Raw genomic sequence first — 25630 nt, forward strand, 5'->3', positions numbered from 1 at the left:
AGACCTCACGAGATGCGGAGGATTGCGTCATGGCCGACAGATGGATGGATGACCGCAGCCGGAATTGGCGAGACCAGGAACGGCGGGGACGGGATTGGCGCGATCGGGACGAGCGTCGAGCGGAGACCTATGGCCGGGGCCGGGAGGAGCGCAGCTGGATGGGCCTGACCGACCCCGACGGCGACGTCTACGAGGATATCAGCCGTCAACGGCCCGGCTACGGCGCGGACGAACGCGGTTATGGCGGCGAGAGCCATCGCCGCGACCGCAGCCAGCCCTATTCGTCCGCCTCCGATCAGGGACGCTATGGCCCGCAAGCCCCGCGCTTCACCTCCCAGAACTACACGGGCCAGAACTACACGGGCCAGGACTACCCCGTCCGCGGCTACGTCGGCGAGACCTATGGAGCGCGCGCCGGTTACGCCCACGATGAGGCGCCCCGCGAGCGGCGCGAAGCCTGGGAAAATGACGTGCATCGGGGCGACGTCGAGCGCCGCCGAGGGGCGTGGGACGATCGCCGCGAGCACGGTCGCGAAGGCGGCGGCGACTTCCTGCACCGGGCCGGCGAGCGCATCAGCTCCTGGTTCCGCGGCGACGACCTGATGCGCGGCAGCCGCGAGCATGAGCACGAGGACGCGCACCGGCGCTTCGGACGCGAATCCCATGCGGCCGTCCATGGCCACCGCGGGGTGGGCCCGAAAGGCTACCAGCGCTCGGACGAGCGGATCAGCGACGAGGTGCATGACCGTCTCACCGAGGATTCCTGGCTCGACGCCACCGATATCCAGGTCGAGGTGAAGGGCGGGGAGGTGACCCTGTCCGGCCATGTCGACAACCGCGAGGCCAAGCACCGGGCTGAACGGCTGATCGAGGACCTGTCCGGCGTGCGCCACGTGCAGAACAATCTGCGCGTCAATCCGAATGCGGGGCTCACCACCGCCGGGTCCGGCTTCGGCTCCAGCGCGCTCGAGGCCGAGATGCGCCGCAACGCGGGCGACGGCGGCGGCGGCGACCTTTCCGGCCGCACCGGCGCCGGGGCGGAACGCTCGACGGAGGCGGGAAAGCGGAATTGACGAGGACCGTCGAGCGCGGCCCTCAGTAGGCGAACGCCCGGTAGGTTTCCTCCTGCCGGGCGGCTTCCGCCTTGGTTTCGAAGACCGGGTTGAACCGCAGCCAGCGGCGCGCGCGCTCGGGCAGGCCGGCCAGGACCTCGGCTGGCGCGCGGATGCTCACTTCCGGGCGGAAGAGCCAGCGGCGGGAATAGCCGATCACCACCATCGGCCGCGGCGTGGCGCTGAGGTTGGGCGTGCCGCGGTGGATATGGCGCACGTCGCGGATCATCACGTCGCCGCGGCTCATGTAGGCGCGCACCAGCGGGATCTCGCCGCTCTCGATGCGGGCCATGCCGTCCGCCTTGGAGAGCATGTGGGTGCCGGGCGCATATTCCATCGGTCCGGTCTCGTCGGTGACGTCGACCAGCGGGAAGTTGACCGCCAGCTGGTAGGGCGGGGTTTCGACGCCGCTTTCCGGGAACAGCAGCTGGGTGTCGCGGTGCAGCTCCTGGTGCTCGGAGCCCAGGAGCGGCGTATCGGTGGCCAGCTGGCACATGACGCCGTCGGCGCCGACCAGCTGCTCGACCACGGCCATGACGGCGTCGTTGTCGATCACGCCGGGGTCCGCCCAGAGATCCTGGAAGGGCAGGGTGACGTAGTAGCGTTTCGCGCCCCGGTTCGGATCGTCCCCCTCGCGCGCGACGCCGGCGGCCAGCAGCGGCTGGAAGGCCTGGTTCCAGGCGTCGATGACAGCGGTGGGAATCAGGCCCCGCAGCAGGGTGACGCTGGTTTCGCGGACCTCGTCGGCGCGGGCCTTGGCTTCGGCGGCGGTGAGTTTCATCGGCGGCGCTCTTCGCGAGAAGGGCCAGAGGTTAGCGCGGCGTCTGTAGCCACGCTTTGCGCGCGGATCGTCGCATGGGGTGAAGGCCTAGGTCGCCACGCCATCGTCGCGGCCCAGCGGATCCGGCAGGGGCTCGCCGGTCGGCGTGAACTGCAGCGAGACCGAGTTGATGCAGTAGCGCAGCCGGGTCGGCGGCGGACCGTCCGGGAACACATGGCCCTGGTGGCTGTCGCAGCGCGCGCAGCGGGTCTCGATCCGCACCATGCCGTAGGCGGTGTCGCGCACCGCCTTTACATGCGTCTCGTCGAAGGGCGCCCAGAACGAGGGCCAGCCGGTGCCGCTCTCGAACTTGGTCTGGTGGCGGAACAGCGGCAGGCCGCAAAGCCGGCAGCCGTAGACCCCGTCGTCCTTCTGATCGAGCAGGCCGCCGCAGAACGGCGCCTCGGTGCCGTGATGCAGCAGGACGTCGGCCTCCTCGCGCGTCAGCGTCGCCTCCAGCCTTGTGCGCTCCGCGGGCGAGGGCGGAGTAAGGTCGAAGCCGGAGGGGGAGAGCTCAGTCATGGCGCTAATCTAGGCGTCTTGGCGCCGTACTCAATCCCGCCCCCAAGCTGTCATCCCGGCCGGAGCGCAGCGGAGAGCCGGGACCTAGGGCCGCCGCACTGCAGAGCCCCCTGGGTCCCGGCTCGGCCTTGCAGGCCGTCCGGGATGACGGCTGTTTAGGGCGGGTAGCTCAGACCGGCGCCTGCGCCGGCTCCACCGGCCCGAAGACCTGCACGAAGCTTGCCCGCAGCGCCTCGTCGGCCTCGTCCATCGTGACCGGATGACCCAGGTCCACCAGGCTGGTGACCCCGTGCTCGGTCTGGCCGCAGGGGACGATGCCTCCGAAGTGGGAGAGGTCCGGCTCGACGTTGAGCGAGATCCCATGGAAGGAGACCCAGCGGCGCAGCTTCACGCCGATGGCGGCGATCTTGTCGTCGCGGGACGGGACGCCGGGAGCCTTGCGCTCCACCCAGACGCCGACGCGGCCCTGGCGCAGCTCGCCGTCGACATTGAAGCGGGCGAGCGCGCCGATGATCCAGGCCTCCAGCGACGCCACGAAGTCGTGCACGTCGCGCCGGCGCCTGTTCAGGTCCAGCATCACGTAGGCCACCCGCTGGCCGGGCCCGTGATAGGTGAACTGGCCGCCGCGGCCGCTGCGGAACACCGGCAGACGGGCAGGGTCCAGGAGATCGCCCGGCTTGGCCGAGACGCCCGCCGTATAGAGCGGCGGATGCTCCAGCAGCCAGACAAGCTCGCCCGCCCGGCCCTCGGCGATGGCCGTGGCGCGGGCCTCCATGGCGTCGACCGCAGCGGGGTAGTCGACGTAGCCGGAGGAGACCGCCCAGCCCGCGGGCGCGCCGTCTGGGCGCCCGAAACGGACAGAGCCCCCTAAACGGGCAGGATCGGGGTCGGGGTTTAACGCGTGGTCAAGCATCTGGGTCTCAACATGGCTCTCCGGCGCGTCATGCGCAAAGCCGGCAAATGATTCGGCGGGTTGGGGGCTTCAGGGCGTGGCGCAGGTCAAAGCGGTCAATGTCGAGATACAGATTGTGCTCGGCCGCGCCACCCTGCCGATGGCGCAGCTTCTCAGGATGGGCCGGGGCGCGGTGATTCCCCTGGACGCCAGCGTCAACGACGAGGTCTGGATCCTCGCCAACAACCATCCGATCGCCCGCGGCGAGATCCAGATCAACGAGGATCGCATCGCGATCGCGGTCACCGGCGCGGCGAATGTCTACGACTATATGGCCGGCGCGGCGTAATCGACGCGGAGAACGCTTCACAAAGGCGCCGACGTTTGCTACCTGCCGCGCCTCACCACGAGCGGTCGTGGCGGAATTGGTAGACGCGCAGCGTTGAGGTCGCTGTGGGGCAACCCGTGGAAGTTCGAGTCTTCTCGACCGCACCAGTGAATCAAGGTCATCAAGCCGGGTAGGAAACATAGGTCTGTCATTAGCCTGAGGAGGTCCGCATGAGCCGTGAATCGGACGACCTCATGGACCTGGCGAAGACGGAAGCGCCCGACCCGGAAGAAGACCTTGAAGACCTCGCCCTTGGCGAGGACTACGCCCTAAATCCCGAATTCGTCCCCATGGTCGCCGATGCGCTCGACCGGGGCGACGCCGAGCGGCTGCGCGAGCTGCTGGGGGCTCTGCACCCAGCCGACATCGCCGACCTGATGGGCTTCCTCTCGGCCGGCGGCCGCGAGGAGCTGCTGCCGCACCTCGATCCCGAGGCGCTGGCGGAAGTGCTCTCCGAGCTCGACACCGAGATCCGCGAGGAGGTGCTCGAACACCTCCCGTCGGCGACCCTGGCCAAGGCGCTGGGCGAGATGGACTCCGACGACGCCGCCGACGTCGTCGACGACCTGGAGGCCGACAAGCGCGCCCAGGTCCTGGCCGCCATGCCCGACATCGAGCGGGCGGCGATCGAAAACTCGCTGGGCTACGCCGACGAGACCGCCGGCCGGCTCATGCAGCGCGAGGTGGTGGCCGCCCCACAGTTCTGGACTGTCGGCCAGACCATCGACCACCTGCGGCGCGAGAGCGACGACCTGCCCGAGCTCTTCTTCGACGTCTATGTCGTCGATCCGGCCTACAAGCCGGTGGGCGCCGCGCCGGTCAGTCACCTGCTGCGCTCCAAGCGCGACGTGCCGCTGGCCCAGATCATGGAGGCGGTCACCGAGATCCCGGTCGACATGGACCAGGAAGAGGTCGCCTACATCTTCAACAAGTACCACCTGATCTCCGCCCCGGTGGTGGAGGCGGGCGGGCGGCTGGTCGGCCAGATCACCGTCGACGACATCGTGGGCGTCATCCAGGAAGAGAGCGAAGAAGACATCCTGGCGCTGGCCGGGGTCTCCGACGCCGGCCGTGACGCCGGCGTGGTCGGCATCGTCCAGTCGCGTCTGCCGTGGCTGCTGATCAATCTCCTGACCGGCGCTGTGGCGTCCGGGGTCGTCGGCGCCTTTCAGGATGAAATCGCCAAGCTCACGGCCTTGGCGGTGCTCATGCCCATCGTGTCCTCGCTGGGCGGCAACGCCGGCACCCAGGCCCTGACGGTGGCGGTGCGGGCGATCGCCGCACGCGAGCTGAATACGGCCAACGCGGCGCGGGTGATCCTGCGCGAGGTGGCCGTGGGGCTGTTCAACGGGGCGACCGTGGGTCTGCTCCTCGGTCTTGCGGCCTACTTCTTCTGGCATGACCTGAAGCTCTCGGGCGTTGTCGCCCTGGCTGTGCTGGCCAACTTCTTCGTCGCCGCCCTGGGCGGGGTCCTGGCGCCGATCGTGCTGGAGCGACTTGGGCGCGACCCGGCCGTCTCGTCGTCCGTCGTGGTCACCTTCATGACGGATTTTTTCGGCTTCCTCGCACTCCTGGGGATCGCGGCGCTCATCCTGCTGTAAAGCTTGGCTAGCGCACGGCCCACATCTTGCCCGAAAGGGCGGGACGCCCTGCGCGTTTGTGTCAAACCGGGACAAAGGCATGACGCCGCGACATCAGGTCTCCCGGACCGCGATCGAGTTGATCAAGCGGTTCGAGGGCTATCGCCGCAAGGCCGCCCAGCTGCCCGACGGGCGCTGGACGATCGGCTATGGCCACACCCTGACTGCGCGCGCGGGGGCGGAGGTCTGCGAGGCCGACGCCGAGGCCCTGCTGCTCTACGACCTGATCGGCGTCGCCCACACCGTCAGCGAGCTGACCTACGCCGATCTCACCCAGAACCAGTTCGACGCGCTCTGCGCCTTCGCCCTGGCCATCGGCCTCGACGCCTTTCGCGGCTCCGACGTGCTGAAGCGGGTCAACGAGGGCGCCTTCACCCAGGCCGCCTTTGCGATGGAGCTCTGGCGCAAGGCCGAGTTCGAAGGCCAGCGGATCGTCATCGACGCCCTGGTGCGCCGTCGCGCGGCCGAGAAGCTCCTGTTCCTCACGCCGGCGCACGGCGCCTGGCGGGCGGCGCCCTCCGCGGTGCTGAAACCGCTGCTGGACGAGGACGCAATCGACACGGCCCCGCGCAGCCCGCCCGCGCGGGTGGTCGCCTTGCTCGAAGGCGAGGCGGTGGAAGTCGTCCGCGAGGACAACGCGCCTCCGGAGGCCGTTCTTGCGCCTGTTCTCGAGACGGAGAGCCCCGTCCGCGCCGCCGCAGAGGCGGTGACCGCGCGCCTGCAGACTCTGTTCGCCGACCCGCCGGAGCCATTGTTCGCCGAGGAGGCCACGGTCGAACTGGAGGCGGTCGACGCCGCCGCGCCGCTCGACGAGCCGGTCGCGCCGGAGGCGGACGCCGAGCCCGCGACGCCGGCCGAGGCCGCGGCGGCCGAAGGCGAGCCGATCGAAACGTCCGACGATGACGCGCTTGCGGAGGCCCCGATCGGGGACGCCCCCGCGCCGGACGGCGAGCCCGCGCAGAAGCTGTTCGACGAGGCGCCGCCGGCGGATCGGCCGGCGCCGCGCGTGATCATCGACGACACCTCGCCCTATGAGTTTGTGCCTGCGCCGGTGCAGCCGATTGACGCCCCCCGCGGCGACAGCCTGCTGATGACCGTCTGCCTGATCATCCTTGGCCTGGCCTTCTTTGCGGGCGGCGTCTTCTGGGCGCTCAATGCGCCGCCTCAGCCCCGGCCGGGGGTCTTCACCCCCCTCCTGGTCGGGTGGCTCGCAGGGGTCGCCGGCGTGGGTTTCGTCGCTGTCGCCGTCTTCATGCTGCTGCAGCGCGTGACCCGCGCGGCCGAACGCCGCTAGCGTCCAGCGGCCAGATTTCGCCCTCAGACCGCCATAATGTCGCGGCGCGCGCCGGCCCCACGGTCTCGCTGATCGATGCAACCCATGTTAAGCCAAGCCTCATGCGCTCTCTTCTGCAACTCGCAGCTGGCGTCATGGCGGCCCTTAGCCTGGCGGCCTGCGCCACCACGAAGCCGGAGCCGCCGGCCTGTCCGGACGGCCAGCTGCGGCTGCGCACGGCGCAGTTGTTCTTTGGGCGGAACATCGACGAAAAGCCCGCTGTGAGCGAGGCGGACTTCGGCAAGTTCGTCGACGAGGAGCTGACGCCGCGCTTTCCGGACGGCCTGACCATCCTCGATGGCGGCGGCCAATGGCGCGGGCCGGAAAACAAGCTGATCCGCGAGTCCTCCAAGATCGTGCTGATCGTCCTGCCGGCGAAGGGCGACGTGAACAAGCGCATCGAGGCGGCGCGCAACGCCTACAAGACGCGCTTCAAGCAGGACACGGTCCTGCTGATCACCCAGGCGGCCTGCGTCTCGTTCTGAGACAGTTCAGCGAAGGGCCGCCGGATCGCCGACGACCCTTCGCCCCGAGCGCGCGCCCTGGCGAGCTCAGATCGAGCCTCTCCATGTCGCCGGGCGCGCTGCCGCCGAGACCTTGGCGCCGAACTCCTAGCGTTGAACCTGGGCCCCGCCGGAGGCGTCCCCCGACGTCCTGGCGCCGGCCGAAGCCTGGCCCCCGACGTTCAGCGACAGCCCGCCCGAGGCCTGGCCCTGGCCTGAAGCCTGGCCCGAGGTGGTGTCGAGACCGCCCGAGCCGCTGGCGCCGCCGTCGGCCCCAGCCGAGACCGGCCTCCCTGCCGCGGTTTCTCCCTGCTGGGCGGCGCCTGCGAGCGCGCCCTGCGCCTGGCCGGCGCCCGTTGCGGCCGCCTGGCGCGCCTGGCTGGTCGCCGAGCAGGCGGCGCCGACGGCCTGCGCCGCGCCGCGACCCGCGCCCCGGGTGTGGGCTGCGGCGCCGTGCACCTGGGACGTGAGGCCGCTGGCGTCCGCGCCGAACTGGCCGGTCGCTGAGCCGGCGCCGGTCACCGATCCGGTCAGGCCGCCGAGCCCGCCGCCAAGGCCCAGTCCGCCGCCCAGGCTGCCCCCGAGCCCGCCGCCCAGCAGCTGGGCGTTGGCGGCGCCGGTGAAGAGCAGGGCGCTCGCGGTCGCGACGCCGATCATGAGGCAGGTTCTACGCATCGTTTCCATCTCCTGAGTGGCCCGCAGCTTGGGCTTCACACCGGTCCAACGACGCGTCCGGGGCGGTTCATCCCGCCGGTCGCAATTTTTTTTTGGCGGTTCATTCAGGGACGAGCCTTCACCCGAGCAGGGTTCAGCCGCCGCTCGAAGCCGACCAGGCCGTAGCCGAAGACCGGGTCACGCCCCGGCGCGCCAAGATCCTGGGCTCGGGCCGCCAGCCGGCGGAGCGCCTCGGCGGCCGCGGCCGGATCCGGGCCGGACAGGTCGGCGGCGAGCACGGCGGCGACGATCGGCGCGGCGAAGGAGGTTCCGCGCACGGTGGTGAGGCCTCCGCCGGGCGCGGCGGCCGCCATCTGGGCGCCCGGCGCGGCGAAGGCCACGTAGGCGCCTCGACCGGCCTCGGGCAGGACCCGACGGCGGGCGTCCACGCCGGTGACCGCCACCACGCCGGGATAGGCGGCGGGATAGAGCGGCGGCGCGGCCGGCCCGTCATTGCCCACCGCCGCCACCAGCAGCACCCCGCGTGCGGCGAGGCCGCGCGTTGCGGCCTGCAGCACCAGGTTGGGAGGGCCGACCAGGCTGATGGTGATCACGCCTACACGGCGTTCGGCCAGCCAGGCCAGCCCTCTGGCGATGGCCGCCGCCGAGCCTCCGGCGGGCGTGAGGCCGTAGACGTCCGCCACCAGAATTTCACCGCCTTGCGCCCCCGTCAGCAGCGAGGCCACCGCCGTGGCGTGCGCCGTGATCTTCGCCCCGCCGGGCGCGAAGGCCTGTTGCGCCAGCCTTACGCCGCGCAGCGCCGGATGGTCGGGCGCGACCGAGCCGTCGACCAGGCCGACGCGGATGTTTCCGCCCGGGGCGCCGGCCGCCAGCCTCGCAGGGGCCGCGACCTGGCCGCCCTCCTGGTAGATATGGTCGAAGTCGTACTGGCCTTGCGGATCCAGCGCACGCAGTCGGCGCACCGCCTCGCGCGCCGACATGCCCGGCGGCGGGACGAGGGTCAGGCTCTCCAGGCCGAGTTCCGGGGCGGAGATGCGCGCGCCGACGGAGAAGCCGACGCGCCGCGCGGCGGCCACCGCCTCGGCCGAGGGTGAGATCGCCAGCACTTCGCCGCGAACCACCGGGGCGCCGCGATCATCGGCCTCCACCGCCTCCGGGTGCTCGCGGATCAGCCGCCGGGCGGCGCGGCGACGGAGGTCGGTGAGGCCTTCTCCCGACGCCGCGTCCAGCGTCCGGGACAGGTCGCCCACGGCGGACGGCAGGTTTGGGCCGGGCAGGCGTTCCGGCAGATCGCCGAGCGGACTGCCTGGCAGGGCGCCGGTCACCCCGCCCAGACCTCCGCCGCCGACCAGCTGGGCCGCCGCCGGACAGGCGCAGGCGAGCGCCGCGGCGGCGCCGGCGGTCCAGCGGATCCAGGGCGCGTGGAGCTTTCTCATGCGTTCGACCTGAGAACCTGGCGTTTCATCGTCTTCTAGGATCGTCTTCTAGGGATGAAACGCCAGGCTGGCGTCGTTTCATTCATAGGACAGAGCCTGATCTTGGATCCCGTGCCGCGACAGATCGTCGAACTCTTGCCGCGCCTTCGACGGATGGCGCGCGTGCTGGCCCGACAGCCGGCGGACGCCGACGACCTCGTGCAGGTGACCGTGGAGCGCGCACTCGCCGCCCAGGGCCAGTGGCGGCCCGGGACCCGGCTCGACAGCTGGATGTTCCGCATCATGAAGAACGCCTGGATCGACGAGACCCGCGCACGTCGCCGCCGCAACGCCGTGCTGGCGCCGGAAGAGGAGGGCGAGGGCGTCGGCGACGCCGGCGCCCGGGTGGTCGAGTCCCGGCTTGAAGTCGCCGAGGTCGAGCGCGCGCTGGCGCGTCTTCCGGAGGACCAGCGCCTGGCGGTGGCGCTCGTCCTGGTCGAAGGGCTCTCCTACAAGGAGGCGGCCGAGGTGCTGGAGATTCCCGAGGGCACGCTGACGAGCCGCCTGGTGCGCGGCCGCCAGGCCTTGCTGGCCCAGTTGGAGACGACGTGATGGAGCGGCGCGAACGGCTGATGGCCTATGTCGACAACGAATTGCCTCCGGCGGAGCGTGCGGCCTTCGAGCGCGATCTGGCGGCGGATCCGGGGCTGCAAGAGGAGGTGAGCCGCCAGCAGGCCTTGCGCCGACGGCTCTCCGCCGCCTTCGACCCCGTGCTGGAGGAGCCGGTTCCCCTGCGCCTGACCCTGGCGGCCCAGGCGGCCAATGCGCCGGGACGCAGTTGGCGTGCGCCGCAGTGGGCCGCGATGGCGGCCTGTCTGGCGCTCGGCGTGCTTGTGGGGCGCACAGCTCTGCCGGAGCACGGACCGTTGGTCGCGCGTGACGGGGCGCTGGTGGCCCGCGGTCCCCTGGCGAAGGCGCTGGACCAGAGGCTTGCGGCCGAGGGGGGAGCGGTGCGGGTCGGGCTCAGTTTCCGCAGCACGGACGGCCGCTATTGCCGGACCTTCCAGAGCGCGCCGGACAGGCTGGCGGGCCTCGCCTGCCGCGAGCCGCAGGGCTGGACCGCGCGCGCGTTTGCGGCCTGGTCGCCGCCGGCGGACGCCGCCTACCGCACCGCTGGCAGCGAAACTCCGGCCCCGGTGCTGGCCGCGGTCGACGGCCTGATCGCCGGGGCGCCGCTCGACGCCGCGGCCGAGCGCGCGGCGCGCGATGGGGGCTGGAAGCCCTAAGAGGGACGGCCCGGAAATGCGAAAGGCCGCCCCGTTGTCGGGGGCGGCCTTTCCATAGTCGGACCGCATCGCGGTTCCGGACCATCGCCCGATGGGCTAGGCGCGGACCTCGTAAGCGGAGGTCCAGGTCACGGTCACCGAGCTACGGCTTTCACTATGAGACACTGGGTCACCTCCTTTCAGCTGTTGAACAGGACAGTGAATATGGGGCGCATCTGGGCGAGCGCAAACCTGCCCTAGGGAATTTGTCGCGCCACCGCGCGCGGCGGCGATTTGGCGTCCATTCGGGCGCGCTCCTGCAGGCTGATGCGGCGCCGCAGGGACTGGACCGGCCGTTCGAGCCGGTCGAGCGCCTCGATCGTGGCCTTGTAGCCCGCCGCCACGGCCGGTTCGTAGGCGCTCCAGTCACGGATTTCGATGTGGCCGGTCCGCGGCAGGACGAGGCAGTCGGTGGCTTCCCGCGCGGCGGCGAGATCGCGGCCGGTGGAGACGGTGGCCGCTCGCATCAGCAGCGAGACGATCGGCGGGCCCTTGCGCCACTGGCCGGACAGGATCCAGCGCCAGGCGGACTCCGGGCGCGCGACGTCGTCGGCGGTGATGTTGCGATCGCCGCTGACGTCGACGCCGACGATCGGGCCGAGTTGGGCGGCGCGCATGACGTCGGCGGGGAAGTTCTTCAGCACCGCGCCGTCCACCAGCACGTCGTTGCCGTCGATGGCGGGCGGCATAACGCCGGGCAGGGCGACGCTGGCCCGCAGCGCCCGCCAGACCAGGCCGCGCTTGTGCATGTGGTAGGCGCCGGTGGTCAGGTTGGCCGAGAGGCAGAAGTAGGGTCGCCACAGGTCGGCGATCTCGGCTTCGCCGAAGTGCTCGATCAGCCGTTCGCTGACCTTGACGCCGCGGGTCATCGCCAGGATCGGAAAGGCGATATCGTCCAGCGGACTGGAATCCACGAAGGCGGCCTTGATCCTATGGTGCAGCTCGGCGTCGTCCCAGCCCATGGCCACGCCCGCCGCGACGATCCCGCCCATCGAGACGCCACTGAGGAAGTCGATCGGCGCCTTGCGCTCGCGCAGCGCCCGGATCGCGCCGACGTGGGCGTAGGCCCGCGCGCCGCCGCCGGACAGCACCACGCCCACCGACTGGCCGGTCAGCACGCGGGCCATCCGCTGGATGTCGGAAAGGTCGTCGCGCCGGAGGTGGAACAGCCGTGCGGGCGCTGCGGCCTCGACCCAGGCTTCGGAGCCGCTGGGACGCTGCGCATGCGGGGGCTGAAGCAGGATCAGGTCGACGAGCTGCTGGGCCTGAAGCGGGGCCGCAAGAAAGGCGTTGGGCGCCGCCTGGGGCGGCGTGCGGTCCCCGCGGCCGACGCGGAACAGCCGGTCGGCCTGCCGCGAGACCCAGTGGCGCCAGCCGGTGTCGGCGACCTCCGCCACGTAGAGGACGAAGTCGTGGGTGCGCTCGACCTCGGAATACCATTCGGTGGGCGCGCGCGACGCCTCGGCGCCGACCACGGTGACGCTGTAGCCGAGCGCGCCGACCTCGCGGGCGAGCCGTTCCACCAGCGGACGCAACGGACCGGGCTGGCCGAATGGGGTGAAGCCGAACACCGAAGGCTCTCCGACGCTGCCCTGGGAGGTCTCCTGGCGGGTCCGCAGGATCATCAGCCGGGCGAGCTCGGTCATCACCGAGGCGTCGCGCTCGCAGGCCTCCAAGAAGACGTCGGCCGGCAGGGCGAAGATCTCGGAATCCCGCAGCGCGACCACGTCGGCGGAATGCGGGGCCGAGGCCAGCAGCGACATCTCGCCGACCGGCTCGCCGGGGCGGATGACGCCGAGGAACTCCGGCTCGCGGCCCGGCTCGCGCCGAAAGACCCCGAGCCGGCCGGTGCGCAGGATGTAGAGGTGGTCGGCCGGATCGCCGCGTGCATAGAGCTTCTGGCCGCCGGGCAGCGAGAACCAGGCGACCTCCGCCTGCACCACCTCCTTGCGGAAGAGGCGCGCGAGCGCCGAATCGGCCGGAATCTCAGGGAGAATGCCCACGAAGCGCAGGGTAGCCCCGGCCAAACGGACCCGCCATGGCATAGGTAGAGGTCTGAGGCTTGCGCAGGCGCGACCTTTCGCGCCACTCCGACGTTTCGGTTCGAGAGCCTGGGAGTTCCTGCATGACCAATCCCATCGTCGATCCGCTGGTCGAGGGGGTCGACACCAGCCCGACCTCCGACCTAGTGCGCATCGAAGCCACGGTCGAAGGCGCGGTCACCGTGTTGCTGAACCGGCCGGCGCGGCGCAACGCCTTCGACGCCGACCTGATCTCCGCTCTGGAGGAGGCCTTCCGCACGATCGCCGGCGCCGAGGGGGTGCGGGTGGTCTTCCTGCGCGGCGCGGGCGGGACCTTCTGCGCCGGCGGCGACGTGGAATGGATGCGCCAGGCGGCCGACCGCGCCGAGGACGAGAACCGCGAGGACGCCTTCGCGCTCGCCCGCATGCTGAAGGAGCTGTGGGACCTGCCGCAGCTGACCGTGGCCCTGGTCGAGGGCGCGGCCTTCGGCGGCGGCGCCGGCCTGGCGGCGGCCTGCGACCTGGCGGTGGCCACGGCGGACGCCCGGTTCGCCTTCACCGAGGTGCGGCTGGGCCTGGTCCCCGGAACCATCGCCCCCTACGTGGTCAACGCCATCGGGCCGCGGCGCGCCCGCGCGCTCTTCGCCACCGGCCGCGCCTTCGACGCCGCCCAGGCCGAGCGCATCGGCCTGGTCACCGAGGTCGTCGCCGACGCCGCCGCGCTCGACGCCGCCCACGACCGTATCGCCGAGGACATTCTCGCCTGCGCGCCGGGCGCCGTGGCCGACGCCAAGCGCATGGTCGCCGAGGTCGCCGGACGCGAGATCGACCACGGGCTGATGGACCTGACCGCCCGCCGCATCGCCGCCGCCCGCGCCGGCGAGGAGGGCCAGGAGGGCGTGCGCGCCTTCCTCGAACACCGCAGGCCGAGCTGGGCCGCCGACGGCGGCGCGCCGGGCTGAGTCGGGGCGTAAAGTCCGCGAAGATCGGCGACAACAGCCTTGACCACACGTTGTAAAACGGTGTTCTTCACCCGTAATTGGCGAGCGGCGCTGACGGCCGCGACGACCGACGCCGGCGGGGGGAACGAATGCGTCAGACGACCTTGTCGGTGCCTCTGGAGGTCAAGCCGGAGAGCTGCGTCCGGCTGAAGACCCTGATCGACGACCTGCGCACCGAGAAGCAGCCGGCCGGCTATCCGGATCAGTACCAGCGGCTGCTCAAGGAAACGCCGTCGCTGCACTTCATGTCGATCAGCGTCTTTCCAAGCGCCGACTACGATCCGATCTTTGTGCTCGAGGCCAATTTCGATGGACCGCCGGGCGCCTTCTGGGGCCAGCTCGAAGCGACCTTCGGGCCGCAACTGCGCGCCATGCTGCGCTGCTGCAAGAAGCCGCTCGATGGCGACGGGCCGCTCTACGAGGCGGTGACGGCGCCCGACTCCCGCGTCGCCGTCGCGGCCTATTTCGAGGCCCGGACGCAGATTCCCAGCGTCTTCCACCACGGCAACAGAGGCCTGACCCGCGATCGGATCCTCCAGGAGGCCGAGCTGTTCCTGGCGATCCGCGAGGAGCTGGGCAAGGTCCCTGGCCCGGCGACGCCCTACGCCAGCCTTTCCGCCCAGGCGCTGCACGCCGGCCTGCGCGCGGTCCTGATCGGCCGCTTCCCCTGGCTCGACCAGCCGGCGCCGACACGCATTCCCCTGACCGAGCGTCTGGGAGACATCGGGCGGCTGGCGCTGTTCGCCGTCGTCGCCCTGATCTGCCTGACCGCGCCGGGCGTCGCCCTGTCGTTCGCCATGTCCACGCAGCGCTATCTGGTGCTGATCGGAGCGCTGACGGCCCTTGTCGCCTTCCTGGTGTTCCGCGTGCGCAAGCCGCGGCCCGGGGAGGAGGCCCCCGGGCGTCTCGATCTCTTCAGGCTCGTCTTTCGCCAGATCCCGATGCTGCTGGGCGGCCTGGCCGTCTACGCCTTCGCGGCCAGCGCGATCCTGATCGTTCTGGTCCTGGTGATAAGCGGCTGGGCGCCCGACAAGGCGTGGCGTGAGACCTTCCGCGGCGTCCTGCTGGGGCTGGCCAGCGTGCCGCTCGTCGTCACCCTGCTGGTGCTCTGGCTGCGCTTCCTGGAGCGGCGGGATTCCTCGCACGACGCGCCGCAGACCGACGAGCAGACCCTGCGCGAGATGATCCGCCGCGAGGACTGGATCGCCCAGAACCACATGGGATCGATCGTGCTGATCAAGCCGGGCGTGCTGAGGACCATCCTGATCAAGGCCGGACACCACGCTCTGGGGCTGGTGCTGCGGGTCAAGGCGACCAACGGCTACCTGGGCAGCATGCGCACGGTGCACTTCGCCCACTGGGCCTTCCTCAACAATTCCAGCCGGCTGCTGTTCTTCTCGAACTTCGACCACAGCTGGGACTCCTATCTCGACGACTTCATCGAGAAGGCGCACGGCGGCCTGACCTTGGCCTGGGGCGCAGGCGTCGGCTTTCCGCCGACCCGTTTCCTGGTGCTGGACGGCGCCAGCCACGGGCGGCAGTTCAAGGCCTGGGCGCTCGCGTCGCGGACCGTGAGCCGCTTCTGGTACAGCGCCTATCGCGACCTCACCGTCGACCAGATCGAACGTCAGGCGCGGATCGCCGTGAGCCTGCGAAAGACAAAGCTCAACGCCCGGGAGGCCGAAGCATGGCGGCAGGATCTGTAGTGGCCCAGGCCCCAATCCAGGCCCGTCCGCGACCCATCTGGAAGCTCGCATCGCCCCACGACACCCAGGCGCAGGGCTTGGTGGTGAGCGGTTTCGCAAGCCTTCCGACCGGGCGGGCGCTGTTCCTCGAATTCGCCTGGCCCGACAGCGAGTCGCCCGACTCTGCTCGGGGCGGCGGCGCCTGGCTCAAGACCCTGGCGGGCCTGGCGCCGATCAGCGACGCCGACGGCAAGGACGAGCGGGCGGCGGCGCTGGCCTTCACCTGGACCGGTCTGCAACGGATGCGGCTGCCGGAGAGCGCGCTGGCCTCCTTCGCCCGGCCCTTCCGCGAAGGCATGTTCCAGGAAGACCGCATGCGGCGCCTGGGCGACCGGCGCCGCGGCGCGTGGCTGGAGACGGTGATCGAGGGCGGACCCCGGTGGAGCGCCAACACGCCGCGGCGACCCCTGGCCGGCGGGCCCGACGAGGAGGAGATCGTCACCCCCGCCACGGTGCACGCCCTGCTGATGCTCTACGAAGCGACGGAAGAGGCGGCGGACGCCTGGGCCCAGACGGTCGAGACCGCGCTGCTCGGGCATCAGGTGAAGATCGTCCATCGCCTGCCGCTGCTGCTGGACGTAGACCAGACCTCGTTGATCAGCCGCGAGCACTTCGGCTTCGCCGACGGCGTCTCCCAGCCGCAGCCCTATGACGCCGAGGCCGTCACCATCGAGGGCAAGCCGGCGCCGAGCGACGGCCCCAACAGCGTGCCGCTCGGCGAATTCCTGATCGGCCACCTGAACGGCCACCGCGAGAAGGCGCCGGGACCGGTGACGCCCGACAGTCCGCAGAGCGCCGGCCTGCCGCCCCACGCCCAGGCCGAAGGCTTCCGCGACCTGGGCCTCAACGGCAGCTACATGGTGGTGCGCCAGCTGAAGCAGGACGTGGCCGCCTTCTGGAATTCCCTGGCCCGCGGCGCGGAACACATCCGGCAGCTGGACCCGCAGCACTCGGCCGGCGTGACCGCCGACTGGCTGGCGGAGCGGGTGGTGGGGCGCAGCCGTGACGGCCATATGCTCTGCCCGGCCGGCTACCTGGAGCTGGACGACTACGGCCAGCCGCAGAACGAGTTTCTGTTCCGCGCGACGGACGGGGAGGGGAAGGGCTGCCCGGTCGGCTCGCACGTGCGCCGCGCCAATCCGCGCGACAGCCTGGCGCCGGATCCGTCGATGGGAAAGACCCTGCTCGACGCCGCCAACAACCACCGGATCCTCAGGCGCGGACGCAAGTACGGGCCCAAGCTGGAGGACCCGACGACCGACGACGGTCAGGCGCGGGGCCTGCTGTTCATCTGCCTGAACACCGACATCGCCCGGCAGTTCGAATTCGTGCAGCAGACCTGGCTGCTCAACCAGAACTTCTCGACCCTGTTCGACGAGACCGACCCCTTGGTCGGCCCCAAGGGAACCATGACCCTGCGCGACAAGCCGCTGCGGCGGATCGTCGATGTGGAGACCTTCGTGCAGCTGGTGGGCGGGGACTACTTCTTCCTGCCGAGCCTGCCGGCGCTGGCCTATCTCGAAACCCTATGAGTGCGCCGACAGCGAGCGATGTCCTGCGGCCGCGCGCGGGCGGGCTGAAGGACTGGCTGGCCGGCGCGATGCTGGGCGCGGCGCCGACGGCGTTCAGCCTGCTGCGCAAGGTCGCGCCGCTGCCGAAGTTCGGCTCGACGGTCCTGGCCCTGCTGCACGACGACGTGCGCGAGGTGTTCGGGACCGATGCGGCCTTCGACGCGCCCTATCACGGCAAGTTGCAGGTCATCACCGGCGGCGAGCCCTTCTTCCTGGGCCTGAACGACGGGCCGCAGTACCGGGCGCAGCTCGCCGCCATGCAGGCGGTGGTGAAGCCCGCCGACCTGCCCCGGCTGGCGGCCGAGGTGCTGGCGGCGTCGGAGGCCGTCGTCGCCGGCGCGAGCGGGCGGCTCGAGGTGGTGGACCAGCTGGTCCGCCGCGTGACCTTCGAGGTGATGGGCGACTACCTCGGCGTCCCTCGCCATGCGGCGGGCGACCTGCGGGCCTGGGCCACCCGGCTGTTCGAGTTCCAGTTCGCCGACCAGGCGAACAGCCCGGACCTGCGCAAGGAGGTGGACGTGATCGCGCCGGCCCTGCGGGCGCACCTCGACGCCGAGATCGCGCGCCGCAAGACGGCCGGCGGGCCGGCGACGGACGACGCGCTGGGGCGCTGCCTGGCGCTTCAGGCGGCGGGCGCGCCCGGCTATTCCGACGTCGAGATCCGCACCAACATCGTCTGCCTGTTCGTCGGCGGACCGCCGCAGCCGCCGATGGTGGTTCCCCAGGCCCTGGAACAGTTGCTGCGCCGCCCCGAGGCGCTGGCGGGCGCCCAGGCCGCGGCGCGCGCCGGCGACGACGACCTGCTGCGCGGCTACGTTCTCGAGGCGATGCGGTTCGACCCCCTGGCGCCTGGCCTGCCGCGGCGCGCCGCGAAGGACTGGACCCTGGCGCGCGGGACGAAGCGCGCGCGGACGGTGCGCAAGGGCGACACCGTTCTGGCGGCCTTCGCCTCGGCGATGATGGACGATCGCCGCGTGCCGGATCCCAAGACCTTCAATCCGCGCCGGCAGGCCTATGAGTACATCCACTTCGGCTACGACCTGCACCAATGCTTCGGCCGGCATATCAACCACGCCACCCTGCACCTGATGCTGAAGCCGCTGCTGCAGCGGCCGGGCCTGCGGCGCGCGCCCGGGAAGACGGGGCGGCTTTCGAAGAACGGACCGTTCGCCGAGCGGCTGGTGGTCGCGTTCGACTAGAGGGCGACCGATTTAGGCCGGCTGTCGAAACTGCGGCTCTCGCCAGACGCCGCCGACGCTTGTCGTTCTCGTCCCCTCGCCGCAGTCTCCGGGCCAACGACAAGAACAATCGGCGAGGGCGGACATGCACAAGCTCGGGATCGAATTCATCAGCGTGTTCGGCATGTCGCCGGTGGAGCTCGTCGGCCTGGCCGCCGACCTGGGCTGTGAGACCATCAGCCTGGGCCTGGCCCCGCTCGACGCCAATCCGCACAACTATCCGCCCTATTCGCTGACGGACCCGGTGCTGCGTCGCGAATTTCCGGCGGCGCTTCGCGATCGCGGCGTCGCCTTCGCCCTGGCCGAGGGCTTCTTCGTTCTGCCCGGCCGCGACGTCAGCGCCTACGCCGCTGATCTCGACCTGATGTGCGAGTTCGGCGCGGAACGGATCAACACCCTCTGCCTGGATCCGGACCGGACGCGCGGCTTCGACCAGCTGGGAGCCCTGGTGGAGATGGCCGCCGCGCGCGGCCTGCGGACCACCCTGGAGTTCCTTCCGGCCTCGCCGGTCGGCGATCTCGCGGCGGCTGCGGCGGCGGTGCGCCATGTCGGGCGGCCGGAGTTCGGTGTTCTCGTCGACGCCATGCACCTGATGCGCTCGGGCGGGAGCGCGGCTGAGCTGGCGGCGCTCGACCCGGCCCTGATCGGCTACGCCCAGCTCTGCGACGTCCCGCTTCAGCGGACCGACATGAGCTATGCGGACGAGGCCAAGTACGAGCGGATGGTTCCCGGCGAAGGCGAGCTGCCGCTGTTCGACATCCTCGCCGCCCTGCCGCGCGACCTGGTGATCGGCCTGGAGGTCCCCCAGCGCAGCCTGGCGGAGGCCGGCGTCGGTCCGCACGAGCGGCTCGGCCGCTGCGTGAAGGCCGCCCGCGACCTGCTGGCCAAGCTCGACGCCTAGATTTCGACCTTTACGGCCGGCCTGCCGGACGTCACGCAGGCGTAACCGCGCCATCGGCGCCTAGACTCCAGGCATAGAGACGTCGCGCCGGGTCGAGATGGCGGGCGCGGATGACAAGGCTGCAACGCCGGAGTCCTCAATGCGCCCAGTCGCTCCCGACTGTGTCTTTGCGGATACCTCCCGAATGCGCCTGGGTCTTCAACAGACCGGACGGATCGAACGTCTCGCTGCGCCGCGTCCGGCGGCCTGGCGTCTCGTCGTCGTCGGCCTGTCCTAGGGGCTGCGCGTCATGGCGACATATTCAGTTCGTCTTGGCGGAGAAACGCACGGTTTCAGGGATCTGAAGGACGTCCTGGCCTGCGCCAGTCCGCTGCGGTCCGGCGATCGGCTGGCCGGCGTCGCCGCCGAGAGCAACGAGCGCTGCATCGCCGCGCGCTATGTCCTCGCCGACCTGCCGCTGAAGGTCTTTCTCGAGGACCTGGTGGTCCCTTACGAGGACGACGAGGTCACGCGCCTGATCGTCGACAGCCACGACGCCGCGGCCTTCGCCCCGGTCAGCCACATGACCGTCGGCCAGTTCCGCGAATGGCTCCTGTCCTATGAGGCGACGACCGAAGCCCTGAGCGCCTTGGCGCCCGGCCTGACGCCGGAGATGGCGGCGGCGGTCTCCAAGCTGATGCGCAACCACGACCTGATCGTGGTCGGCGCGAAGATCCAGGTGGTCACCGCCTTCCGCAACACCCTGGGCCTGCCCGGACGGCTAGCCAGCCGGCTGCAGCCCAACCATCCGACCGATGACCCGATGGGGATCGCCGGATCGACGCTCGACGGGCTGCTCTACGGGGTCGGCGACGCGGTGATCGGCATCAATCCGGCCACCGACAACGTCGACGCCTGCATCACGCTTCTGACCCTGCTCGACCGGCTGCGCGAGCGGTTCGAGATCCCGACCCAGTCGTGCGTGCTGACCCACATCACCAACTCCATCCAGGCGATCGAGCGCGGCGCGCCGCTCGACCTGGTGTTCCAGTCGGTGGCCGGGACGCAGGCCGCCAACGCCGGGTTCGGCGTCGACCTGGCGGTGCTGCGCGAGGGCCGCGACGCGGCGCTCTCGCTGAAGCGCGGGACGGTCGGCGACAACGTCGTCTACCTGGAGACCGGCCAGGGCAGCGCGCTCTCGGCCGGCGCGCACCACGGCGTCGACCAGCAGACCGTCGAGGTCCGCGCCTACGCCGTCTGCCGCGAACTGAAGCCGCTCTTGGTCAATACGGTGGTCGGCTTCATCGGCCCGGAATACCTCTACGACGCCAAGCAGATCATCCGGGCGGGGCTGGAGGATCACTTCTGCGGAAAGCTGCTCGGCGTGCCGATGGGCGTCGACGTCTGCTACACCAACCACGCCGAAGCTGACCAGGACGACATGGACAGCCTGGCCGTGCTGCTGACCACGGCGGGGTGCAACTTCCTGATCGCCGTGCCCGGCGCCGACGACATCATGCTCAACTACCAGAGCCTGTCGTACCACGACGTGGTCAGCCTCCGGCACCTGTTCAACAAGCCGCCGGCCCCGGAGTTCGAGGCCTGGCTGCGGCGGATGGGGATGCTCGATGGGGCCGGGCGGCTGGCGCCCGTGGGCCATGGCGCGCCGCACGCCCGCCGGCTGCTCGACTACGGGGCGGCGCCATGAGCATCGTCGAGCTCGATCCCTTCGCGCGGTTTCGCCTCGCCACCCGGGCGCGGATCGGCCTCGGCCGCTGCGGCGACGGCATTCCGACGACGGCGAACCTGGAGCTGCAGCTGGCCCACGCCCGGGCGCGCGATGCGGTCCACGGGGCGGTCGACTTCGCGGCGATGGCGCAGCGTCTGGCGCCGCGCGAGACCGTCCGGGTCCGCTCCCGCTGCGAAAGCCGCACCCAGTATCTCGCCCGCCCGGACCTCGGCCGCAGGCTGGAGCCGGCGGACGCCGCGCGCCTTGAGGGCGGGCCCTTCGATGTCGTCTTCGTGCTGGGCGACGGTCTCTCGGCGGCGGCGATCGAGCACCATGCGGAAGCGGCGCTGGGCGCCTGCCTGAACCGGCTGGGGGATCTGAAGGTCGGCCCGGTGGTGCTGGCCGAACAGGCCCGTGTCGCCCTGGGCGACGAGATCGGCGAGGGGCTGCAGGCCCGGGCCGTCGTCATCCTGATCGGCGAGCGTCCGGGCCTCTCCGCGCCGGACAGCCTGGGCGCCTACGTCACCCATGCGCCGAAGGTCGGCCGCATGGATAGCGAGCGCAACTGCGTCTCCAACATCCACCTCGACGGCCTCACCTACGAAGGCGCCGCCGACCGGATCGCATGGCTGCTCCGCGAGGCCTTCAGGCTCGGCCTGACCGGCGTGGGCCTGAAGGAAAACGCGGGCTCCGCGGCGCAGCTGCCAACCGCTTCCGCTCCGGAATGACCCGGCCGGAATGACCCGACATGTGTGTGTAGAAGGCGCTCCTCATGACTGAGACAGGACTAAAGAAGCAGCTATCCGGCCTGCATCTGTGGGGGATAGCGGTCGGCCTCGTGATCTCCGGCGAGTACTTCGGCTGGAACTTCGGATGGGGAAGCGCCGGCACCCTGGGCTTCCTGGTGACCACCATCCTGGTCGCGGTCATGTATACGACCTTCATCTTCTCCTACACCGAGCTGACCACGGCCATCCCGCACGCGGGCGGTCCCTTCGCCTACGGCCTGAGGGCCTTCGGCCCGGTCGGCGGCTTCATCGGCGGCTTCGCCACCCTGATCGAGTTCGTCTTCGCCCCGCCGGCCATCGCCCTGGCCATCGGGTCCTACCTCAACGTCCAGTTCCCGGCCCTCGACCCGAAGATGTCGGCGGTTGGCGCCTATGTCGTCTTCATGGCCCTCAACATCGTCGGCGTGACGATCGCGGCCACCTTCGAGCTGGTCGTCACCCTGCTGGCCATCGGCGAACTGCTGATCTTCATGGGCGTGGTCGCGCCGGGCTTCTCGTTCGCGCGCTTCGCCCTCAACGGCTGGGCGGGCTCCTCCGAGTTCAGCCCGGCGGCCATCAGCGGCATCTTCGCCGCCATTCCCTTCGCCATCTGGTTCTTCCTGGCCATCGAGGGCGCGGCCATGGCGGCCGAGGAGACCAAGAACCCGAAGAAGGTGGTGCCGATCGCCTATATCGCCGGCATCCTGACCCTGGTCTTCCTGGCCTTCGGGGCGATGATCTTCACCGGCGGGGTGGGCGACTGGAGCAAGCTCTCCACCGTCAACGACCCCCTGCCGCAGGCGATGAAGCTCGTCGTCGGCGAAAATTCCGGCTGGCTGCACATGATGGTGGCGATCGGCCTGTTCGGCCTGATCGCTTCCTTCCACGGCATCATCGTCGGCTATTCGCGCCAGATCTTCGCGCTCGGCCGGGCCGGCTACCTGCCCGAGGTTCTCGCCAAGATTCACCCGAAATTCGCCACGCCGCACTGGGCCATCCTGGCCGGCGGCGCGGTGGGCATCGCGGCGATCTTCTCGGACAGCTTCGTCAAGCTGGGGGGACTGAGCCTGACGGCCAACATCGTCACCCTCTCGGTGTTCGGCGCCATCCTGCTCTACATCATCTCGATGGCGGCCCTGTTCAAGCTGCGGGTCAGCGAGCCTGACCTCGAGCGCAGCTTCATGGCGCCCGGCTATCCGATCGTTCCCGGGATCGCGCTGGCGCTCTCCCTGGGCTGCATGGCGACCATGATCTACTTCAACCCCCTGCTGTTCGGCATCTTCGTCGCCATGCTGGCGATCGCCTTCCTGCTCTGGAAGCTGTTCGGTAAGCGCAGCGTGGTGATGGTCGCCGAACCCGCTGAGTAGGCCTCTCGGACGCCGCTCGCGCCGCCGCCTCGAGCCATCGGGGCGGCGGCTGCGTGCGGGATGAGACAAGACCGCCGATTGGCGCCGGGGCCAGGTCTGCTACAGACGCGGGCTTCCTGGGGGTGGTCCCCGGCGTGCTGGTCCTCGATTTCCCCATGCCTCTCCACATGATCAAGCTCTGCGTCGGCTGCGACACGGTCGAGGACCTGGTCGACTGGCATGCGGCGGATGTGGACGGCGGCCGGCCCTGGACGATGCACACCCGCCAGACGCCCAAGCGCGCGGCCGAGATGGTGGACGGCGGTTCGCTCTACCGGGTGTTCAAGGGCGTCATCCTCTGCCGCCAGCCGATCCTCGCCATCACCACCGTGGGCGAGGGGCCGAACGCCCGCTGCGAGGTCACCCTTACGCCGGAGATCGTCCGCGTCGCGCCGACGCCGAGGCGGGCTTTTCAGGGCTGGCGCTACCTGGAGCCGAAGGACGCGCCGGAAGATCTCGCGCCGGATCTCGCTGGTGAGATTCCGCCCGACCTGGCTCGCCAGCTGCGCGAGTTGGGCGCCTGGTGAGCGCCCACCCCTGACGCCGCCGGAAATTCGCTTGTCGCATGGGGCCGGTATGCGGTGACCCTGTTAGACAGCCTGCCGGCGTCGCCGCCTTCGAGAGGTTCCCTGCCCATGCGGTTTAGCGTCAGCGCTGACCTGACCTATCAGTTCGCCACCCCGTGCGAAGTGCTCCTGTTGCTGGAGGCCGCCAACGGCGGCGATCAGCGGGTCTCGCGGGAATCCCTCATCATCTCGGACAACGCCCACATCACCCGCCTTGACGACGCGGAGACGGGTGAGCGGCGGGCGGCCTTCCTGGCTGCGGACACCGTTCAGATCCAGTATCAGGCGGAGATCGACGTCGCCGAGCGCGACTGCGCCCTGACGGGCGCGCCGGGCGTCGCCATCGACCACCTGCCGCCGGAGGCGCTGCGGCACCTTCGTCCCAGCCGCTACTGTCCGTCGGATCGCTTCGAGCGGTTCGTGAACCGGGAGTTCAGCGACACCGCCGGCGGCGATCGGGTCGAAGCCATCCTCGCCTGGGTCGCCGAGCACCTCGACTATGTGGCGGGCGTCAGCGACGCGGCCACCACCTCGCTGGACACCTTTGTCGATCGGGCGGGGGTTTGCCGCGACTTCACCCACCTGACGATCAGCCTCTGCCGGGCGTCGCAGATCCCGGCGCGGGCGGTCAGCGCCTACGGCTGGGAGCTGGATCCGCCGGACATGCATGCGGTGGTGGAGGTCTTCGTCGGCGACAAATGGCGTCTCGTCGACCCGACGGGGAAGGTCCGGCCCGAGGGGCTGGTGCGCGTGGCGACCGGGCGCGATGCGGCGGACATCGCCTTCATGTCGATCTTCGGACAGGCGCAGCTCGTCACCCAGTCCTTCACGATCGCCCAGGCGGCTTAGCAACTTTAGCCGGTCATCCCCGCGAACGCGCGTGGGCGCTAACCTGAGGGGCTGCATCCCATCCTTCCGTCATGGCCGGGCGCCGTCCCGGCCACCCATGAACGTCGAAGGCGCAGGATTGTCTCTGTCGCTCCGCGTGCATGGGTTCCCGACACAAGGTCGGGAATGACGGCAAGGAAGGGGCGAAGCCGCTTTCGCGGGGATGACCGGATTGGGTGTGGATCCCGGCGTTCGAAAGTCAATCTGGGGTACAGGGGGCGACGCCCTCTCAAACGGCGAAGTTGTCGATCAGCCGGGTCTTGCCCAGGAAGGCGGCGGCGAGGATGCGGGCCGGCGAGGTGATCGGGCCGGGCCCCAGCCGCGACAGGTCCTCCGCGGTGCGGACCTCGACATAGTCGACCCTGCGAAACCCGGCGGCCGTCAGGGCGGCGACCGCCTCGGCCTCGACGTCCGAGACGCGGGCCCCGGCGCGCAGGCCCGCACAGGCGGCGCCCAGGGTGCGGGCGAGGCTCGGCGCGATCTTGCGTTCGGCCGGCGTCAGGTAGGCGTTGCGCGAGGACAGCGCCAGGCCGTCCGGCGCGCGGGCGGTCGGCGCGCCGACGATCTCCACCGGCAGGTCGAGGTCGCGCACCAGGCGGCGGATCACCTGCAGTTGCTGGTAGTCCTTCTCGCCGAAGACGGCGACGTCGGGGCCGCACTGGTTCAGCAGTTTGGAGACCACGGTGGCGACGCCTGCGAAGTGGCCGGGCCGGGCGGCCCCGTCCAGCGGCTCGGTAACCCCGCCAACGGTGACGGTGGTGGCGAAGCCCGACGGATACATCTCAGCCACCGTCGGCGCGAACAATAGGTCGCAGCCTGCGGCGGCCAGCAGTTCGGCGTCGCGCGCCTCGCCGCGCGGATAGGCGTCGAAATCCTCGTGCGGCGCGAACTGGGTTGGATTGACGAAGATGCTGACCACCACCCGCTGGGCGTGCTGGCGGGCCAGCTGGACCAGGGAGAGGTGGCCCTCATGCAGGGCTCCCATGGTCGGGACGAAGCCGATCCGCTCGCCGGCGGCGCGCCAGGCCCGCACCTTCCCTCGCAGCTCCGCGACGGGGCGGACGACGGGCAGGGGGGACTGGGACATCTTCGAAGCTCCGGACAGGCGGTGTCGCTTATGGCCGAGCCGGCTTGTGGCGTAAATCGGGCGGACGCGGCGTTCGGCGCGTTGACGCGGTAGTCTGGGACAGGCT

24 protein-coding genes, 1 tRNA gene and 1 pseudogene are annotated in these 25630 nt (G+C 70.6%); 19 read left to right on the top strand and 7 right to left on the bottom strand.

What is annotated here, in order from left to right:
• Window positions 1–29 precede the first annotated feature (29 nt).
• Complete coding sequence (locus ACSQ2B_RS00870; RefSeq protein WP_436046549.1) at window positions 30–1073, top strand: BON domain-containing protein; 1044 nt, start codon at window positions 30–32, stop codon at window positions 1071–1073.
• A gap of 22 nt (window positions 1074–1095) precedes the next feature.
• Here the strand turns inward: ACSQ2B_RS00870 and ACSQ2B_RS00875 are convergent, their stop codons facing one another.
• Window positions 1096–1893, bottom strand: coding sequence for a phytanoyl-CoA dioxygenase family protein (locus ACSQ2B_RS00875; protein WP_436046550.1), 798 nt, complete (start codon window positions 1891–1893; stop codon window positions 1096–1098).
• Window positions 1894–1980: 87 nt separating this feature from the next.
• Window positions 1981–2454, bottom strand: a complete 474-nt coding sequence (gene msrB, locus ACSQ2B_RS00880) for a peptide-methionine (R)-S-oxide reductase MsrB (RefSeq protein ID WP_436046551.1) — start codon at window positions 2452–2454, stop codon at window positions 1981–1983.
• 18 nt (window positions 2455–2472) lie between these two features.
• Between msrB and ACSQ2B_RS00885 the strand changes: the two are divergent.
• Window positions 2473–2603, top strand: a pseudogene (locus tag ACSQ2B_RS00885) (hypothetical protein); the annotation flags it as partial.
• 20 nt (window positions 2604–2623) lie between these two features.
• Here the strand turns inward: ACSQ2B_RS00885 and lipB are convergent.
• Window positions 2624–3367: a lipoyl(octanoyl) transferase LipB gene (gene lipB, locus ACSQ2B_RS00890; protein ID WP_436046552.1), complete on the bottom strand. Its 744-nt coding sequence runs from the start codon at window positions 3365–3367 to the stop codon at window positions 2624–2626.
• A gap of 76 nt (window positions 3368–3443) precedes the next feature.
• Between lipB and ACSQ2B_RS00895 the strand changes: the two genes are divergently transcribed.
• The 5 genes from ACSQ2B_RS00895 to ACSQ2B_RS00915 all read left to right on the top strand — a co-directional run bounded on the left by ACSQ2B_RS00895 (window position 3444) and on the right by ACSQ2B_RS00915 (window position 7192).
• Window positions 3444–3695 (top strand): FliM/FliN family flagellar motor switch protein, encoded by a 252-nt coding sequence (locus ACSQ2B_RS00895; RefSeq protein ID WP_436046553.1) that lies wholly within the window; start codon window positions 3444–3446, stop codon window positions 3693–3695.
• A 61-nt stretch (window positions 3696–3756) separates the two neighbouring features.
• Window positions 3757–3841, top strand: a tRNA-Leu gene (locus tag ACSQ2B_RS00900).
• 63 nt (window positions 3842–3904) lie between these two features.
• Window positions 3905–5335, top strand: a complete 1431-nt coding sequence (gene mgtE / locus ACSQ2B_RS00905) for a magnesium transporter (RefSeq protein WP_436046554.1) — start codon at window positions 3905–3907, stop codon at window positions 5333–5335.
• Window positions 5336–5414: 79 nt separating this feature from the next.
• Window positions 5415–6668: a glycoside hydrolase family protein gene (locus ACSQ2B_RS00910; RefSeq protein WP_436046555.1), complete on the top strand. Its 1254-nt coding sequence runs from the start codon at window positions 5415–5417 to the stop codon at window positions 6666–6668.
• Between the two features lie 101 nt (window positions 6669–6769).
• Window positions 6770–7192 (top strand): DUF3574 domain-containing protein, encoded by a 423-nt coding sequence (locus ACSQ2B_RS00915; protein ID WP_436046556.1) that lies wholly within the window; start codon window positions 6770–6772, stop codon window positions 7190–7192.
• Window positions 7193–7318: 126 nt separating this feature from the next.
• On the opposite strand, the gene ACSQ2B_RS00920 is transcribed toward ACSQ2B_RS00915, so the two are convergent.
• Window positions 7319–7885: a hypothetical protein gene (locus ACSQ2B_RS00920; RefSeq protein WP_436046557.1), complete on the bottom strand. Its 567-nt coding sequence runs from the start codon at window positions 7883–7885 to the stop codon at window positions 7319–7321.
• A 104-nt stretch (window positions 7886–7989) separates the two neighbouring features.
• Window positions 7990–9321: a S8 family serine peptidase gene (locus tag ACSQ2B_RS00925; RefSeq protein ID WP_436046558.1), complete on the bottom strand. Its 1332-nt coding sequence runs from the start codon at window positions 9319–9321 to the stop codon at window positions 7990–7992.
• 54 nt (window positions 9322–9375) lie between these two features.
• Here ACSQ2B_RS00925 and ACSQ2B_RS00930 point away from each other — a divergent pair, with 54 nt between their 5' ends.
• The gene (locus ACSQ2B_RS00930) at window positions 9376–9912 is read left to right on the top strand and encodes an RNA polymerase sigma factor (protein ID WP_436046559.1); all 537 of its coding nucleotides are present in this window, start codon (window positions 9376–9378) and stop codon (window positions 9910–9912) included.
• Entirely contained in the window at window positions 9912–10586 is a 675-nt protein-coding gene (locus ACSQ2B_RS00935) for an anti-sigma factor family protein (protein WP_436046560.1), read from the top strand. Before ACSQ2B_RS00930 ends, ACSQ2B_RS00935 begins: the two co-directional genes overlap by 1 nt.
• Before the next feature lie 236 nt (window positions 10587–10822).
• Here ACSQ2B_RS00935 and ACSQ2B_RS00940 read toward each other — a convergent pair whose 3' ends face one another.
• Window positions 10823–12652 carry a patatin-like phospholipase family protein gene (locus ACSQ2B_RS00940; protein WP_436046561.1) on the bottom strand — a complete coding sequence of 610 codons (1830 nt, stop codon included), beginning with the start codon at window positions 12650–12652 and terminating at the stop codon, window positions 10823–10825.
• Window positions 12653–12750: 98 nt separating this feature from the next.
• On the opposite strand from ACSQ2B_RS00940, the gene ACSQ2B_RS00945 reads away from it, so the two are divergent.
• From ACSQ2B_RS00945 to ACSQ2B_RS00990, 10 genes are all read left to right on the top strand, one after another.
• On the top strand, window positions 12751–13608 hold the full coding sequence (locus ACSQ2B_RS00945) for an enoyl-CoA hydratase-related protein (protein ID WP_436046562.1): 858 nt from the start codon (window positions 12751–12753) through the stop codon (window positions 13606–13608).
• Between the two features lie 128 nt (window positions 13609–13736).
• A complete protein-coding gene (locus tag ACSQ2B_RS00950; protein ID WP_436046563.1) occupies window positions 13737–15353 on the top strand; it encodes a hypothetical protein in 1617 nt (538 codons plus the stop codon).
• Window positions 15335–16924 carry a Dyp-type peroxidase gene (locus ACSQ2B_RS00955; protein ID WP_436046564.1) on the top strand — a complete coding sequence of 530 codons (1590 nt, stop codon included), beginning with the start codon at window positions 15335–15337 and terminating at the stop codon, window positions 16922–16924. The genes ACSQ2B_RS00950 and ACSQ2B_RS00955 overlap by 19 nt, the downstream gene beginning before the upstream one ends.
• Entirely contained in the window at window positions 16921–18162 is a 1242-nt protein-coding gene (locus ACSQ2B_RS00960) for a cytochrome P450 (RefSeq protein ID WP_436046565.1), read from the top strand. Before ACSQ2B_RS00955 ends, ACSQ2B_RS00960 begins: the two co-directional genes overlap by 4 nt.
• Window positions 18163–18286: 124 nt before the next feature.
• A complete protein-coding gene (locus ACSQ2B_RS00965) occupies window positions 18287–19102 on the top strand; it encodes a sugar phosphate isomerase/epimerase family protein (protein ID WP_436046566.1) in 816 nt (271 codons plus the stop codon).
• A gap of 289 nt (window positions 19103–19391) precedes the next feature.
• The gene (locus ACSQ2B_RS00970; RefSeq protein WP_436046567.1) at window positions 19392–20789 is read left to right on the top strand and encodes an ethanolamine ammonia-lyase subunit EutB; all 1398 of its coding nucleotides are present in this window, start codon (window positions 19392–19394) and stop codon (window positions 20787–20789) included.
• Window positions 20786–21538 (top strand): ethanolamine ammonia-lyase subunit EutC, encoded by a 753-nt coding sequence (gene eutC, locus ACSQ2B_RS00975; RefSeq protein WP_436046569.1) that lies wholly within the window; start codon window positions 20786–20788, stop codon window positions 21536–21538. The genes ACSQ2B_RS00970 and eutC overlap by 4 nt, the downstream gene beginning before the upstream one ends.
• A gap of 44 nt (window positions 21539–21582) precedes the next feature.
• A complete protein-coding gene (gene eat / locus ACSQ2B_RS00980) occupies window positions 21583–22944 on the top strand; it encodes an ethanolamine permease (protein WP_436046570.1) in 1362 nt (453 codons plus the stop codon).
• A 155-nt stretch (window positions 22945–23099) separates the two neighbouring features.
• Window positions 23100–23510: a DUF1489 family protein gene (locus ACSQ2B_RS00985; RefSeq protein ID WP_436046572.1), complete on the top strand. Its 411-nt coding sequence runs from the start codon at window positions 23100–23102 to the stop codon at window positions 23508–23510.
• 108 nt (window positions 23511–23618) lie between these two features.
• Window positions 23619–24398, top strand: coding sequence for a transglutaminase-like domain-containing protein (locus ACSQ2B_RS00990; protein ID WP_436046573.1), 780 nt, complete (start codon window positions 23619–23621; stop codon window positions 24396–24398).
• A gap of 268 nt (window positions 24399–24666) precedes the next feature.
• On the opposite strand, the gene panC is transcribed toward ACSQ2B_RS00990, so the two are convergent.
• Window positions 24667–25524 carry a pantoate--beta-alanine ligase gene (panC, locus tag ACSQ2B_RS00995; protein WP_436046575.1) on the bottom strand — a complete coding sequence of 286 codons (858 nt, stop codon included), beginning with the start codon at window positions 25522–25524 and terminating at the stop codon, window positions 24667–24669.
• Window positions 25525–25630 lie beyond the last annotated feature (106 nt).

It is taken from the genome of Phenylobacterium sp. LjRoot225, from assembly GCF_964252855.1.
GTDB lineage: Bacteria > Pseudomonadota > Alphaproteobacteria > Caulobacterales > Caulobacteraceae > Phenylobacterium.

What these genes read in the sequence shown, in the direction of transcription:
- ACSQ2B_RS00870 (WP_436046549.1), top strand. Translation starts at nt 30, where the DNA reads ATGGCCGACAGATGGATGGATGACCGCAGCCGGAATTGGCGAGACCAG.
- ACSQ2B_RS00875 (WP_436046550.1), bottom strand. Translation starts at nt 1,893, where the DNA reads ATGAAACTCACCGCCGCCGAAGCCAAGGCCCGCGCCGACGAGGTCCGC.
- msrB (WP_436046551.1), bottom strand. Translation starts at nt 2,454, where the DNA reads ATGACTGAGCTCTCCCCCTCCGGCTTCGACCTTACTCCGCCCTCGCCC.
- lipB (WP_436046552.1), bottom strand. Translation starts at nt 3,367, where the DNA reads ATGCTTGACCACGCGTTAAACCCCGACCCCGATCCTGCCCGTTTAGGG.
- mgtE (WP_436046554.1), top strand. Translation starts at nt 3,905, where the DNA reads ATGAGCCGTGAATCGGACGACCTCATGGACCTGGCGAAGACGGAAGCG.
- ACSQ2B_RS00910 (WP_436046555.1), top strand. Translation starts at nt 5,415, where the DNA reads ATGACGCCGCGACATCAGGTCTCCCGGACCGCGATCGAGTTGATCAAG.
- ACSQ2B_RS00915 (WP_436046556.1), top strand. Translation starts at nt 6,770, where the DNA reads ATGCGCTCTCTTCTGCAACTCGCAGCTGGCGTCATGGCGGCCCTTAGC.
- ACSQ2B_RS00920 (WP_436046557.1), bottom strand. Translation starts at nt 7,885, where the DNA reads ATGCGTAGAACCTGCCTCATGATCGGCGTCGCGACCGCGAGCGCCCTG.
- ACSQ2B_RS00925 (WP_436046558.1), bottom strand. Translation starts at nt 9,321, where the DNA reads ATGAGAAAGCTCCACGCGCCCTGGATCCGCTGGACCGCCGGCGCCGCC.
- ACSQ2B_RS00930 (WP_436046559.1), top strand. Translation starts at nt 9,376, where the DNA reads ATGAAACGCCAGGCTGGCGTCGTTTCATTCATAGGACAGAGCCTGATC.
- ACSQ2B_RS00935 (WP_436046560.1), top strand. Translation starts at nt 9,912, where the DNA reads ATGGAGCGGCGCGAACGGCTGATGGCCTATGTCGACAACGAATTGCCT.
- ACSQ2B_RS00945 (WP_436046562.1), top strand. Translation starts at nt 12,751, where the DNA reads ATGACCAATCCCATCGTCGATCCGCTGGTCGAGGGGGTCGACACCAGC.
- ACSQ2B_RS00950 (WP_436046563.1), top strand. Translation starts at nt 13,737, where the DNA reads ATGCGTCAGACGACCTTGTCGGTGCCTCTGGAGGTCAAGCCGGAGAGC.
- ACSQ2B_RS00955 (WP_436046564.1), top strand. Translation starts at nt 15,335, where the DNA reads ATGGCGGCAGGATCTGTAGTGGCCCAGGCCCCAATCCAGGCCCGTCCG.
- ACSQ2B_RS00960 (WP_436046565.1), top strand. Translation starts at nt 16,921, where the DNA reads ATGAGTGCGCCGACAGCGAGCGATGTCCTGCGGCCGCGCGCGGGCGGG.
- ACSQ2B_RS00965 (WP_436046566.1), top strand. Translation starts at nt 18,287, where the DNA reads ATGCACAAGCTCGGGATCGAATTCATCAGCGTGTTCGGCATGTCGCCG.
- ACSQ2B_RS00970 (WP_436046567.1), top strand. Translation starts at nt 19,392, where the DNA reads ATGGCGACATATTCAGTTCGTCTTGGCGGAGAAACGCACGGTTTCAGG.
- eutC (WP_436046569.1), top strand. Translation starts at nt 20,786, where the DNA reads ATGAGCATCGTCGAGCTCGATCCCTTCGCGCGGTTTCGCCTCGCCACC.
- eat (WP_436046570.1), top strand. Translation starts at nt 21,583, where the DNA reads ATGACTGAGACAGGACTAAAGAAGCAGCTATCCGGCCTGCATCTGTGG.
- ACSQ2B_RS00985 (WP_436046572.1), top strand. Translation starts at nt 23,100, where the DNA reads ATGCCTCTCCACATGATCAAGCTCTGCGTCGGCTGCGACACGGTCGAG.
- ACSQ2B_RS00990 (WP_436046573.1), top strand. Translation starts at nt 23,619, where the DNA reads ATGCGGTTTAGCGTCAGCGCTGACCTGACCTATCAGTTCGCCACCCCG.
- panC (WP_436046575.1), bottom strand. Translation starts at nt 25,524, where the DNA reads ATGTCCCAGTCCCCCCTGCCCGTCGTCCGCCCCGTCGCGGAGCTGCGA.